Annotated in this window: 14 protein-coding genes; 8 read left to right on the top strand and 6 right to left on the bottom strand. The window is 32.9% G+C overall.

What is annotated here, in order from left to right; genetic code table 11:
- Position 1 precedes the first annotated feature (1 nt).
- From mnmG to HMPREF2658_RS12695, 6 genes are all read left to right on the top strand, one after another.
- Positions 2-1879 carry a tRNA uridine-5-carboxymethylaminomethyl(34) synthesis enzyme MnmG gene (mnmG, locus tag HMPREF2658_RS12720; RefSeq protein WP_000046621.1) on the top strand — a complete coding sequence of 626 codons (1878 nt, stop codon included), beginning with the start codon at positions 2-4 and terminating at the stop codon, positions 1877-1879.
- Positions 1879-2598: a 16S rRNA (guanine(527)-N(7))-methyltransferase RsmG gene (rsmG, locus tag HMPREF2658_RS12715; RefSeq protein ID WP_000215588.1), complete on the top strand. Its 720-nt coding sequence runs from the start codon at positions 1879-1881 to the stop codon at positions 2596-2598. Before mnmG ends, rsmG begins: the two co-directional genes overlap by 1 nt.
- Positions 2599-2640: 42 nt before the next feature.
- Complete coding sequence (gene noc, locus HMPREF2658_RS12710; protein WP_000742837.1) at positions 2641-3480, top strand: nucleoid occlusion protein; 840 nt, start codon at positions 2641-2643, stop codon at positions 3478-3480.
- Positions 3481-3796: 316 nt separating this feature from the next.
- Complete coding sequence (locus HMPREF2658_RS12705) at positions 3797-4150, top strand: DUF3147 family protein (RefSeq protein WP_000491382.1); 354 nt, start codon at positions 3797-3799, stop codon at positions 4148-4150.
- Between the two features lie 67 nt (positions 4151-4217).
- Positions 4218-4613 carry a DUF3147 family protein gene (locus tag HMPREF2658_RS12700; protein ID WP_000779134.1) on the top strand — a complete coding sequence of 132 codons (396 nt, stop codon included), beginning with the start codon at positions 4218-4220 and terminating at the stop codon, positions 4611-4613.
- A 259-nt stretch (positions 4614-4872) separates the two neighbouring features.
- Complete coding sequence (locus HMPREF2658_RS12695) at positions 4873-5442, top strand: helix-turn-helix transcriptional regulator (RefSeq protein WP_001054109.1); 570 nt, start codon at positions 4873-4875, stop codon at positions 5440-5442.
- A 126-nt stretch (positions 5443-5568) separates the two neighbouring features.
- On the opposite strand, the gene HMPREF2658_RS12690 is transcribed toward HMPREF2658_RS12695, so the two are convergent.
- Complete coding sequence (locus tag HMPREF2658_RS12690; protein ID WP_001059079.1) at positions 5569-5769, bottom strand: cold-shock protein; 201 nt, start codon at positions 5767-5769, stop codon at positions 5569-5571.
- Between the two features lie 323 nt (positions 5770-6092).
- Between HMPREF2658_RS12690 and HMPREF2658_RS12685 the strand changes: the two genes are divergently transcribed.
- Positions 6093-6773, top strand: a complete 681-nt coding sequence (locus tag HMPREF2658_RS12685; protein WP_001254205.1) for a phosphatase PAP2 family protein — start codon at positions 6093-6095, stop codon at positions 6771-6773.
- Between the two features lie 156 nt (positions 6774-6929).
- On the opposite strand, the gene vraH is transcribed toward HMPREF2658_RS12685, so the two are convergent.
- From vraH to vraD, 3 genes are all read right to left on the bottom strand, one after another.
- Positions 6930-7121, bottom strand: a complete 192-nt coding sequence (vraH, locus tag HMPREF2658_RS12680; protein ID WP_000672025.1) for a peptide resistance ABC transporter activity modulator VraH — start codon at positions 7119-7121, stop codon at positions 6930-6932.
- Between the two features lie 91 nt (positions 7122-7212).
- Positions 7213-9093: a peptide resistance ABC transporter permease subunit VraE gene (gene vraE / locus HMPREF2658_RS12675; RefSeq protein WP_000143665.1), complete on the bottom strand. Its 1881-nt coding sequence runs from the start codon at positions 9091-9093 to the stop codon at positions 7213-7215.
- Entirely contained in the window at positions 9083-9841 is a 759-nt protein-coding gene (gene vraD / locus HMPREF2658_RS12670; protein ID WP_000154162.1) for a peptide resistance ABC transporter ATP-binding subunit VraD, read from the bottom strand. The genes vraE and vraD overlap by 11 nt, the downstream gene beginning before the upstream one ends.
- A gap of 289 nt (positions 9842-10130) precedes the next feature.
- Here vraD and HMPREF2658_RS12665 point away from each other — a divergent pair, with 289 nt between their 5' ends.
- Positions 10131-10643 carry an HdeD family acid-resistance protein gene (locus HMPREF2658_RS12665; RefSeq protein ID WP_000410772.1) on the top strand — a complete coding sequence of 171 codons (513 nt, stop codon included), beginning with the start codon at positions 10131-10133 and terminating at the stop codon, positions 10641-10643.
- Between the two features lie 289 nt (positions 10644-10932).
- Here the strand turns inward: HMPREF2658_RS12665 and HMPREF2658_RS12660 are convergent, their stop codons facing one another.
- Together HMPREF2658_RS12660 and HMPREF2658_RS12655 are read right to left on the bottom strand one after the other, a co-directional pair.
- Complete coding sequence (locus HMPREF2658_RS12660) at positions 10933-11733, bottom strand: arylamine N-acetyltransferase family protein (protein WP_070854449.1); 801 nt, start codon at positions 11731-11733, stop codon at positions 10933-10935.
- A gap of 239 nt (positions 11734-11972) precedes the next feature.
- Positions 11973-12989, bottom strand: a complete 1017-nt coding sequence (locus HMPREF2658_RS12655; protein ID WP_000215647.1) for a HoxN/HupN/NixA family nickel/cobalt transporter — start codon at positions 12987-12989, stop codon at positions 11973-11975.
- Positions 12990-13104 lie beyond the last annotated feature (115 nt).

The following is a 13104-nucleotide window of genomic DNA, read 5'->3' as shown; positions in this document are numbered from 1 at the left end:
TGTGGCTCAAGAATATGATGTAATCGTTATAGGTGCTGGACATGCAGGTGTAGAAGCAGGTTTAGCATCTGCAAGACGTGGTGCTAAAACATTAATGCTAACAATAAATTTAGATAATATTGCATTTATGCCATGTAACCCATCTGTAGGTGGGCCAGCTAAAGGTATTGTTGTTCGTGAAATTGATGCTTTAGGTGGACAAATGGCAAAAACAATCGATAAAACACACATTCAAATGAGAATGTTAAATACTGGTAAAGGACCTGCTGTAAGAGCACTAAGAGCGCAAGCAGATAAAGTACTTTATCAACAAGAAATGAAACGCGTGATTGAAGATGAAGAAAATTTGCATATAATGCAAGGTATGGTAGACGAACTTATTATAGAAGATAATGAAGTTAAAGGTGTACGTACAAATATTGGTACAGAGTATTTATCTAAAGCAGTAATTATTACAACGGGAACATTTTTACGTGGTGAAATCATTTTAGGTAATATGAAGTATTCAAGTGGACCAAATCACCAATTACCATCAATCACATTATCAGACAATTTAAGAGAACTTGGTTTTGATATTGTTCGTTTTAAAACAGGTACACCACCGCGTGTAAATTCAAAAACAATTGACTATTCGAAGACTGAAATACAACCAGGTGACGATGTAGGTCGTGCATTCAGCTTTGAAACAACAGAATATATATTAGATCAATTGCCATGTTGGCTAACGTATACTAATGCTGAAACACACAAAGTTATCGATGATAATTTACATCTATCTGCAATGTATTCAGGGATGATTAAAGGAACCGGGCCACGTTATTGCCCTTCAATTGAAGATAAATTTGTTCGATTTAATGATAAGCCGCGACATCAACTTTTCTTAGAGCCTGAAGGTCGTAATACAAATGAAGTATATGTACAAGGATTGTCTACAAGTCTTCCTGAACATGTGCAACGTCAAATGTTAGAGACGATACCAGGTCTTGAAAAAGCAGATATGATGCGTGCCGGCTACGCAATTGAATATGATGCGATTGTGCCAACGCAGTTATGGCCTACACTTGAAACGAAAATGATTAAAAACTTATACACTGCAGGTCAAATTAATGGTACATCTGGTTATGAAGAAGCAGCAGGACAAGGATTGATGGCAGGTATTAACGCTGCTGGTAAAGTGTTAAACACAGGCGAAAAGATATTAAGTCGTTCAGATGCATATATTGGTGTGTTAATCGATGATCTTGTAACTAAAGGTACTAATGAACCTTATCGTTTACTAACATCACGTGCAGAATATCGTTTGTTACTACGTCATGATAATGCTGATTTGAGATTGACGGATATGGGATATGAACTTGGTATGATTTCTGAAGAACGATATGCACGTTTTAATGAAAAACGTCAGCAAATTGATGCGGAAATTAAGCGTTTATCAGATATTCGTATCAAACCAAACGAACATACGCAAGCGATTATCGAGCAACATGGTGGTTCTCGCTTAAAAGATGGTATTTTAGCTATCGATTTATTACGCAGACCTGAAATGACTTACGATATAATTTTAGAAATTTTAGAAGAAGAACATCAATTGAATGCAGATGTTGAAGAACAAGTAGAAATACAAACAAAATATGAAGGTTATATCAATAAATCACTACAACAAGTTGAGAAAGTTAAGCGTATGGAAGAGAAGAAAATTCCAGAAGACTTAGATTATAGTAAAATTGATAGTTTGGCGACTGAAGCGCGAGAAAAATTATCAGAAGTAAAACCTTTAAATATTGCACAAGCTTCTAGAATATCAGGAGTAAATCCAGCAGACATATCTATATTATTGATTTACTTAGAACAAGGTAAACTCCAAAGGGTGAGTGACTAATGACTGTAGAATGGTTAGCAGAACAATTAAAAGAACATAATATTGAATTAACTGAGACTCAAAAACAACAGTTTCAAACATATTATCGTTTACTTGTTGAATGGAATGAAAAGATGAATTTGACAAGTATTACAGATGAACACGATGTATATTTGAAACATTTTTATGATTCCATTGCACCTAGTTTTTATTTTGATTTTAATCAGCCTATAAGTATATGTGATGTAGGCGCTGGAGCTGGTTTTCCAAGTATTCCGTTAAAAATAATGTTTCCGCAGTTAAAAGTGACGATTGTTGATTCATTAAATAAGCGTATTCAATTTTTAAACCATTTAGCGTCAGAATTACAATTACAGGATGTCAGCTTTATACACGATAGAGCAGAAACATTTGGTAAGGGTGTCTACAGGGAGTCTTATGATGTTGTTACTGCAAGAGCAGTAGCTAGATTATCCGTGTTGAGTGAATTGTGTTTACCGCTAGTTAAAAAAGGTGGACAGTTTGTTGCATTAAAATCTTCAAAAGGTGAAGAAGAATTAGAAGAAGCAAAATTTGCAATTAGTGTGTTAGGTGGTAACGTTACAGAAACACATACCTTTGAATTGCCAGAAGATGCTGGAGAGCGCCAGATGTTCATTATTGATAAAAAAAGACAGACGCCGAAAAAGTATCCAAGAAAACCAGGGACGCCTAATAAGACTCCTTTACTTGAAAAATAATGCATAATCCTTTACAACTAACATAAAAGGAGCGAATGGATAATGAAAAAACCTTTTTCAAAATTATTTGGTTTGAAAAACAAAGATGACATCATTGGACATATTGAAGAAGATCGCAATAGTAATGTTGAATCCATTCAAATTGAACGTATCGTTCCCAACCGTTATCAACCAAGACAGGTGTTTGAACCAAATAAAATTAAAGAACTTGCTGAATCAATACATGAACATGGTTTATTACAGCCTATTGTTGTAAGACCGATTGAAGAAGATATGTTTGAAATTATTGCTGGAGAGCGCCGATTTAGAGCAATACAATCACTAAATTTACCTCAAGCAGACGTTATTATTCGTGATATGGATGATGAAGAGACGGCTGTTGTGGCATTAATTGAGAATATTCAAAGAGAAAATTTGTCTGTTGTTGAAGAAGCGGAAGCCTATAAGAAATTATTGGAAATTGGTGATACAACGCAAAGTGAATTGGCAAAAAGTTTAGGTAAAAGTCAAAGCTTTATTGCAAATAAGTTGCGTTTATTGAAGTTGGCGCCGAAAGTACTACTTCGCTTAAGAGAAGGTAAAATTACTGAACGCCATGCGAGAGCGGTATTATCATTGTCTGATAGCGAACAAGAAGCGTTGATTGAGCAAGTCATTGCACAAAAACTAAATGTGAAACAGACTGAAGATAGAGTACGCCAAAAAACGGGGCCCGAAAAAGTCAAAGCACAAAACCTTCGCTTTGCACAAGATGTCACTCAAGCACGAGATGAGGTAGGCAAAAGTATCCAAGCGATTCAACAAACAGGATTACATGTTGAGCATAAAGACAAAGATCATGAAGATTATTATGAAATAAAAATTCGAATATATAAACGTTAGTAGTAGGATGTCGTATACATGATGACTAACACATAAAAGACAAAGCTAAGATCATAACAGCTTTGTCTTTTTTTGTTTTACGTGAAACATAAAAATTTATATTTATATGTTGATTTGAAAATTACAGTTAATGGTAATTTTCAATAATTTGAGCTGGATATACCTTTATTTGAACCCTTTATTGCTAGTTTATGAAAGTATCATGAAAGCTTTATGAACATCGCTTCAGTTGCCTTTACAGTAGAAAATTTAAGTTTTACACTTTGTGTGAATGATACGTTTTGTATTGAATTAATTATAGAAAGGTACGTTGAAGATGTTTTCAATTGGAAGTGCAATTCTTCATTTTGTCATTGGTGGTATCGCTGTTGCATTAGCTTCAATTATTGCTGATAAGGTAGGTGGCAAGTTAGGAGGCATTATAGCTACTATGCCGGCAGTCTTTCTTGCGGCTATTATCGCATTAGCTTTGGATCATCGTGGTACGCAATTAGTGGAGATGTCGATGAATCTTAGTACTGGAGCAATTGTCGGTATTCTGTCTTGTATATTAACTGTATTTTTGACATCTCTCTATATTAAGCATAAAGGTTATCGGAAAGGTGCAATATTCACAGTTGTTTGTTGGTTTGTTATTTCCCTCGCAATATTCAGTATTAGACATTTATAGTTTGGAAAATGCATGATAATTAGTTGTATTCAGTTATTAAGTAATAAATTATTGGAGGCAGAACATCATGAAATTAACATTAATGAAATTTTTTGTGGGGGGATTTGCAGTATTATTAAGTTATATTGTATCTGTAACACTACCTTGGAAAGAATTTGGCGGTATATTTGCAACGTTTCCGGCAGTATTTTTAGTGTCTATGTTTATTACAGGTATGCAATATGGTGATAAAGTCGCTGTGCATGTAAGTCGTGGCGCAGTGTTTGGTATGACAGGGGTATTAGTTTGTATTTTAGTTACATGGATGATGTTACATATGACGCACATGTGGTTGATTAGCATTATTGTTGGTTTCCTAAGCTGGTTCATCAGTGCCGTATGTATTTTTGAAGCGGTAGAATTTATAGCACAAAAAAGATTAGAAAAGCATAGTTGGAAAGCTGGAAAATCGAATAGTAAATAGTGTGAACGTAATCTCTTAAATAGGACTAACTTCGCAAGCATTGAATAGCAGGGAAAAGTTGCATCATTAATAAATGAAATTCAAGTTGGCATTGAGAAAATTACAAGCGCGTAATCATACAGGTTTGTCTTAAGGGAGTCTTCGAACCTTGATGTTGTCGTATGTCAAAATATTTAGTCAATCATAAAGGTGACGTGATTTAACTTTATCTGATAGTCTGATTGTAATGATTGTACTAATTGAATGGAGGCGTATGTAATTGAATCTGAGTAAACAAATTAAAAAGTATCGGGAACGAGATGGATATTCACAAGAATATCTTGCTGAAAAGTTATATGTATCTAGGCAGAGTATTTCTAATTGGGAAAATGACAAAAGCTTACCAGACATACATAACTTATTAATGATTTGCGAATTGTTCAATGTAACTTTAGATGATTTAGTAAAAGGGACTATTCCATTTGTACCTGATATTAAAGTGCAACGAAGCCTTAACTTATGGACATATGTGATGCTTATTTTCATAACATTAGCTGCAATTTTAATGGGACCTTTAGTTGTTTATTGGAATTGGGCTTGGGGTATAACGGTGATAGTCATTTATGGAATAGGTTTTTATGCATCTATGAAAATAGAAGACTTTAAAAAAGTGCATAAAATGGATAACTACGATCGAATTGTTGCTTTTATGAATGGAAAAGATCCTAGTGAAGTACAAACGACTAAAGCTAGAAATATAAAAACAGGTGTACTTTCTTTCATAGCATTTGTTGGTGCAATCATTCTTATAGCTTTGATTAGTATGCATCTGGCAAATAAGTTTTTATAAATCATCGTGGTACGGCCTCATATTATTTATATTATCCAAAATAGCATAAAAAAATACCAACAAGGTTCTAAATCTTGTTGGTAATCAAAGCGATTCATTTATAATGAGTCGTTTTATTTTGTAAGATTAAACAGTTTGTACGTTAACTGCTTGGTCTCCACGTTGACCTTCAGTGATTTCGAAAGTAACTTTTTGACCTTCTTCTAAAGTTTTGTAGCCATCGCTAGCGATACCTGAGAAATGTACGAATACGTCTCCGCCATTTTCTTGTTCGATGAAACCAAAACCTTTTTCTGCGTTAAACCATTTTACTGTACCGTTATTCATATAGAAAACCTCCGTGTGCTTTTGCACTTAATATTTGTAACAAATTCATAACTAAAAAAGAGGATATTCTAAACAAATACACTACAATTTAATTCACGAGCTTTTATTACGTAAGTCCAACTATACGCTCATATTGGCATAATGTACAGTCTTTTTTGAAAATAAATTAAAAAAGATTTTTAAAAACCTTAGAAACGTTGATTTAAAGGGGTTTATAAGCATTTGAAAATTTATCAATTATATTGATATATCAGTCTAAATACTGATACCATTTTTATTTTTAAAAGTTATAATTAGTAAAATTTACAAAAAGGATAAAGATAATGAGAAGACAAATGTTAGCTTTAAAAACGAGAAGTATATTAACAATTACTACCATCATTATGATAGGATTAATTACTTTTGTATTATTTCAATTTACATTATTAAAAGAGTTAGATAATATCATTTTCAATTGGTTTAAATCAAATTTTGGCAATCCGCAATTAAATTTTCAAGGTGGTTTATTAAATGATTATTTAACTGTAGTGGCTAAATATGGAGATGTTGCAACGTGGCTATTTGTAGCTATCATCATTGGCATTATTCTACTTAGTAAAAAGTCATACCTACTAGGTATGTGGGTCATTCTTACGGTAGGTTCAGGTGGTATCGCTGGCATTATTATGAAAAAAATATTACATCGAGATAGACCCTATGATCATTTAATACAAGATTCTGGTTTTTCATTTCCAAGTGGTCATGCACTATCGAGTACGATGGTTATTATGATTTTGCTATTTTTGATTCTACCTCAGCTAACGCAATACGTACTTAGAATAATACTTCAAATAGTTATTGTTGTTATTTGGTTGAGTATTCTAGTTTCGAGACTTTACTTCCATGCACATTATTTTACAGACGTATTAGGTGGTGTCACGTTGGGGGTGCTCTGGATAATGATAAGTATTCACATATATAGAGTAATACTTAATTTTAAATTGGATTCTAGAAAGATGTCTTAATTTTTAAAAATAGAAAACAAGCAACGACTAACCGCTGCTTGTTCTATTAATATTTAACCGAAATAAATTTTGCGAAAATATCATTTCTGTCCCACTCCCTGATATTAAAATCTGACTTGATAGGTCATAGCAATGTTTTATACTGATGGAATGCGCTTATTTACCTTTTTCTTCGCGGCGTTTTAAATAATAAGCGCCACCTAATAAACCAGCTGGAATACCTATAATTGGTGTTGTAACGGCGCTTAAGACAATAACAATCATTGCTAAAGCAATAACGTTATACCAAGTTACAGTCAAATTTTTCAAATCCTCGTATGATTGTTTTACTAATTCTCTAAATTTCATGCTTCAATCTCTCCTTTTTATAAATCAGTTAAAAGTTATACTGCATTGCTTAAAATCAAAATCTCAATGAATCATCTTTTAATCACAAGTGTTAAATGGTTTTCTTAATCAATTTATTTGAATGTACAAAAGCGATTAAAGCAAAAACAATGTAAATGAGTGTGTATACAATGATTACTATAATAACCGGCATGAAGGATATATTACCCATCAATTTCATAAATGCTATTGCGGCGAATACTGCATGTAATATAGCAATCAATAATGGTAAACCGAAGTTGAAAGTAATTTTTAGTAATGATCCTTTAAGCATATCTGTATGCGTAAAGCCTATGCGTTTTAATATTCTGAAGTTACTTAGTTCATCCTCAGTTTCATCCATTTGTTTAATATAAATAATACATCCAGCTGCTACTAGAAATGCTAATCCTAAAAATGATGTAACGAATATTAGAATACCGTTAGTAGCATCGACCTCTTTTTTCATGTCATCATAAGTGATGATTTTGTCTCCAAACTGTTTTGCAATTGCTTGAGCTTTTTTCTTTTGTGATGTTTGTTTAATATCATATCCATAAAAAGTATGAACGTTATTTTGTGTTTTCAATTGCTGATACTTTTCTGGACTTACTTCAATGACAGGTGAATTAAAGCTTAGATTTAAAGGATAAACCTTGTCTTTGTCTTCTTGTGTAACACGGAAAGTCTCGTTCTTTGTACCTTTTACTACTAAATCTTTGTTTAAATGAATATTAATAACGTTAGGCAGCGATTTTGTATTTGTAATGATGGCATTGTTGCCTGTTAACTTGTTATTTGCACTTAATATTGAATTCGTGCGACCTGAATCACTACCATTTTCCAAAGTAATAACCTGATCTTTAACATTATCTACAGTAATAGTTTCGTAAGCATTTTTAGAAAATGTAATTTGTTGTTGGCTTAGTTTAGATTCAAATTGTTGCGCGTCTTGAGCGGTGACGACGTTAAAATCATTGGGTGCCATAGATGTAAGGGTTTGATCGGTATTTGATTTAGATAACGCTGCGAAACACAATACAGTTACTGTAACTGCAGAAATAATTGCAATGATAGTTAAAGACATGGCATTTTTCTTCATTCGGTACATAATAGACGATGTAAATACAACATCTGTAATAGATACGCGTCCATTTTTAGATTTTTTCAAAGTTTTAAAAATTAGTGACACGGAACTTCTGAAGAATAAATAGGCACCTACAACCGTTAAAAATAAAATGATAAACGGTGATGTCATAGCCATAGTTAGTGCTTTGAACGTACCAAACATTTCTGTCGCCATATAATATCCTAGTGCAATCATAGCAATACCTAATACGCCTGAAATGACTTCTATAACTGTAACTTTCGCAGTTGTAACATCAGTCTTAACTGAGTCTTTCATCATTGATAAGATACTGCGTCTTTTTAAAAATAAACTGCTTTGAAATAAAATCAGTATATACGCAATAATTAGCATTAAAATAGTTAAAACAAGGGCCATAGGTTCGAAATGTATCGATAAGTTAATCGATAACGACATCAATTTAGATACAATGGAAAGCAATAATTGTGCACCTGCAATGCCACATAATACACCGACAACACCTGTGATTAAAAATACAATCATTTGTTCAAGTGCTAACATTTTCAAAATGTTTTGTCGTGTTAAACCAATCAACTGAAATAGCGCAAATTCACGTGTACGGCGTTTCACGAATAAATGATTGGCATACATTAAAAAGATGACAATAATGATAAATAAAAATATTGATCCGACTAAAGCGCCTTTCTTAATGATGGCCATCGAGTCGTCATTATTTACACCTTTAGTAAACTGTAAGGTTGTAAAACTGAAATATAAGACGATGCTAAAAAATAATGAAAATAAATACATTGCATAATGTTTTAAGTTTTGGCGTAAGTTTTTGAAGACGATATGGTTAAATGTCATTTGAGACACCACCTAATACTGATTGAAGATGTACAATGTCTTCATAAAAGGCCTGTTTAGAACGTCCTTCCTGATAAAGTTGTGTATGAATTTGGCCATCTTTTAGCATGATGACACGTTCTGCAAAACTTGCTGCAACCGGATCATGTGTAACCATGACAATAGTGGTATCAAACGATTTATTCATTTCTTCCAAACGTTGTAATAAGTCATTTGCACTTTTCGAGTCGAGTGCGCCTGTTGGCTCATCTGCAAATATGATTTGTGGTTTGTGAACAAATGCTCTCGCTGCTGCAGTTCTTTGTTGTTGACCACCAGATAATTCGCTAGGGTATTTATTTCCTAGGTCATAAATACCTAATGCTGTCGTAATCGCTTTATAATTTTCTTCCATTGTTGCCTTCGACATTTTTTGAACAGATAAAGGTAACATAATGTTTTCTTTAACAGTTAATGTCGGCAGAATACTGTAATCTTGGAAGATGAAACCTAATGATTCTTTACGGAATTTGGCAAGTGCTTTTTGATTAAGTTTATTAAGCTCTTGTCCGTTAGCAATCACGCTACCGCTAGAAATTTGGTCAATTGAACTTAGTACATTTAATAAGGTTGTCTTACCTGATCCAGAAGGCCCCATAATCGCAACGAATTCGCCTTTTTGTATGTCAAAGTTAATATCTTTAAGTGCTTGAAATGTGTGCTTTTTACCGTATGTTTTTGAAACATGTTGCACTGATAATATCGTCATAGTATCACTCCTTTTGTATTTAATTTCATTTTAAATAATAATTAGGACAGCAGCCTTTATCTAAACTTACAATTCAATGTTTGAATCTTACATAGTTGAAAGATATTAATATATTGTGATTTTCTCGGGTGAATTTGGATTATTGGAAAGCAGTTCAACTAATTTGAGCATCACAGTATTAGCACTGAGGAAATGTTTCTATAAGTTAAGATGAGGGAATTTAAACAATGAATAATAGTGCCACTAATGAAAATATAAAGAAGGCGTTTTTTGAAAGGAAATGATTGTTATGGAAAAAGGAAATCAAGGCATTAAATGGTCTAGTTTGATTATGGGTGTGTTGTTATTAATGTTAGCAGTTGTTATTTTTACATTCCCCATTGAAAACTTTTATGCAATCACATGGTTAATTGGATTATTTGTATTGATTAATGGTGTGATTCAAATTGTTTATCGTAGAAAAGCCAAAACTTTAGTTGGTGGTAACCAAAATTGGATTCTGTTTATGGGGATTGTAGATATTCTCTTTGGTCTTATTGTCATTTTTAATGTTGGTGCTAGCTCGGCATTTTTTATCTACATGTTTGCTTTTTGGTTTATTTTTAGCTCTATCGCTGGATTATTTACATTTTCGGGTAGTGGTAGCTTAAAACTAATTTCAGTGATTTTTAATTTATTAGGTATTGTTTTCGGTGTCATTTTATTATTTAATCCATTAATGGGTATCGTCTTTATTTCGACGATGATTGCTATTGCATTTGTATTCGTAGGTGTCATTTATGTTGTAGATGCACTTGCTTAAGTAAAATGAAGCGGTTCAAAAGAAGGGTGTGGCATGAAGTTTGTGCCATATCCTTTTTGTTGTGTTTGCACAGAGTGTCAATAAAGAAATACTTTTTCTTTAGAAATTAGTATTTTTTATGCATGCATGCCTATTTATAAGTGCACACGAGCTGTGGCTAACGTGTGAAAACCACTAAATCATTAATTGTTAGTGGCGCTGTATCATTTTTGTCCCACATCCTAACGAACATGTGTATTAAAAAAGGACGTTACCTACATTAAAGTAAGTTACGTCCGTATTTTTATGATTAATTGTCGCTATTTTCAAGTCGACTAATTGTTACATTTAATCCAAAATATTTTGTTAAAAATTGTTTATAGTTATCTTTTGTGATAGCTAACTTTTCTGGCGTTCCATCTTTTGTTAAAGTTAAATGGTTTTCAGACATTGTAGCACGTCCAAATGATTGTGGCATTGTAATTAATAAATGTTTTACAAATACTGAATCAGGATGTGTTTGATTATATTCAATGTTTTGATCGAATTCTTCTATTTCTCTAGCCTTGAATTCAGCTTCGTATTTTGTATGCCAATGATTATTTTCATATTTTTGAACATAGAAAATGTCCTTATCCTCACTGTTGAAAATAGCGCGGAATGTACCACTGATATCAGTGATCTGCTGTGTATCATCTGGTAAAGTAATCGGTATGGCATTTAGAGGTAAGTCTCCAAAGCCGACATCGGTTACATAAAAGACATTATTAATAGAAACAACAAGTGATGCATGTGAACCGTTTTGACTACGACCGCCACCGGGTGTATGAATGGTAGCCGACATTAATTCTGGGTTAAATCCTTTTTGTTGTAAATATGCTTTGAAAAATGTGTTTAACTCATAACAAAAACCACCGCGTTTATCATGAACAATTTTATTGAAAAGTGCATCGATATCTACAGATATTGGTTTACCATTTTGAACCTCAATATTTTCGAAAGGCACCGTTAACATAAAGCGAGTCGCATAATAATTTAATGCTTCAATACTCGGTTGATCATAACGAGTTGGTTCAATTTGTAGATAATCTTCTAACTTTGCAATATTCATTAGTATACCGCCTCCTGTATTAAAGACTATAAGAGAATTGTAAACAGAAATGCTAAAATTTTAAATAAGAAAGCACTGGATTTTACAAGATCTATTTTAGATAGAAAAATACGCTCTCAATACTGTCATCTTTAAAAGTAAGATTCAAAATATGACAACAGAGAGCGTACCCTAAAGGAGTCAGTATGCAGGGTGTCTAAAAACGCAATAATAAAAAGATGATTGCAAGACAAGTTACTTTATTTAGACCATTTGTGTTCTATGCGACCAAACTTCCAAATTAAACTTGAAATAAGCCAAGTAATTAAAAATAAAGCGACTAGAATATAACCTAAGTAGTCAAATTCAATGGAAGCAATGAATGACCAAAATGTACCATGTAATTCTAGTTTATCAGCAAGAATTTGCAGCAATTCAATCATCCCAATCACTAATGCAGCTATAACAGATATCGCAGTAATCGTTATATTGTAATAGATTTTGCGAATAGGATTGAAGAATGCCCAATTATAGGCATATTTCATTACAACACCATCTAAAGTATCCAACAAACTCATACCTGATGCGAATAAAATTGGTAAAGATAAGATTCCGATAAATGAAATGGCCTGTTGTGACGCGCCTGAAGAAAGAGCGAGTAACGCAATTTCACTAGCTGTATCAAAACCAAGTCCAAATAAAAAGCCAAGTGGCAATACGTGCCAACTACGCGTGATTAATTTGAAATAAGGTCCTACAAATCGAGAAACAAATCCTCTAGATTCAAGTAATGCATCGACTTCAGCTTCTTCAATGTGTTCACGACGTAATTTAGCGAACAAGTTAATTAAAGAGATTAAAATAATTAGATTCAACACACCGATAAGCACTAAAAAGAAACCTGATACTAGTGTACCAATCGTTCCACCAATATCTTGGAAATGTGGTAATTCATCTTTAGCCCATTTTACAGATACTCCTAAAAAAACAGCCATTAAAAATACAACAGATGAATGTCCAATTGAAAAGTAGAAACCAACACCAGATGGATCTTTGCGTTGCTGTAATAATTTGCGAACCGTATTATCTATCGCGGCGATATGATCAGCATCAAATGCATGACGTAAACCTAATGTATATGCAAGAATCCCCATACCAAATAAGATATGATAGTCTTTTCCAGCAATCCATAAAAAACTAAACCCAATAACGTGTAACAAAATGACAATAGCTATGTATGGTAACCAGCTTAAGCGCTCATTTTTAAAAACAGTCAAAATATATCCTTCTTTCATAACATGATATTTAATCATACTGTATGTTCAATGTGCACTCTAGTAAAAAGTATTCATATAACAAAAATGTTATGCAAAATTATTTGTTATATAAAAA

Source organism: Staphylococcus sp. HMSC062H10, from assembly GCF_001836945.1.
GTDB classification, from domain to species: domain Bacteria; phylum Bacillota; class Bacilli; order Staphylococcales; family Staphylococcaceae; genus Staphylococcus; species Staphylococcus aureus.
Note: the sequence above shows the minus strand (reverse complement) of the source record. Positions and strands in the feature narration are given on the sequence as shown.

Excerpts from the sequence above, each read along its gene's own strand:
- rsmG (WP_000215588.1), top strand. The coding sequence starts at position 1,879 with ATGACTGTAGAATGGTTAGCAGAACAATTAAAAGAACATAATATTGAA.
- noc (WP_000742837.1), top strand. The coding sequence starts at position 2,641 with ATGAAAAAACCTTTTTCAAAATTATTTGGTTTGAAAAACAAAGATGAC.
- HMPREF2658_RS12705 (WP_000491382.1), top strand. The coding sequence starts at position 3,797 with ATGTTTTCAATTGGAAGTGCAATTCTTCATTTTGTCATTGGTGGTATC.
- HMPREF2658_RS12700 (WP_000779134.1), top strand. The coding sequence starts at position 4,218 with ATGAAATTAACATTAATGAAATTTTTTGTGGGGGGATTTGCAGTATTA.
- HMPREF2658_RS12690 (WP_001059079.1), bottom strand. The coding sequence starts at position 5,769 with ATGAATAACGGTACAGTAAAATGGTTTAACGCAGAAAAAGGTTTTGGT.
- HMPREF2658_RS12685 (WP_001254205.1), top strand. The coding sequence starts at position 6,093 with ATGAGAAGACAAATGTTAGCTTTAAAAACGAGAAGTATATTAACAATT.
- vraH (WP_000672025.1), bottom strand. The coding sequence starts at position 7,121 with ATGAAATTTAGAGAATTAGTAAAACAATCATACGAGGATTTGAAAAAT.
- vraE (WP_000143665.1), bottom strand. The coding sequence starts at position 9,093 with ATGACATTTAACCATATCGTCTTCAAAAACTTACGCCAAAACTTAAAA.
- vraD (WP_000154162.1), bottom strand. The coding sequence starts at position 9,841 with ATGACGATATTATCAGTGCAACATGTTTCAAAAACATACGGTAAAAAG.
- HMPREF2658_RS12665 (WP_000410772.1), top strand. The coding sequence starts at position 10,131 with ATGGAAAAAGGAAATCAAGGCATTAAATGGTCTAGTTTGATTATGGGT.
- HMPREF2658_RS12660 (WP_070854449.1), bottom strand. The coding sequence starts at position 11,733 with ATGAATATTGCAAAGTTAGAAGATTATCTACAAATTGAACCAACTCGT.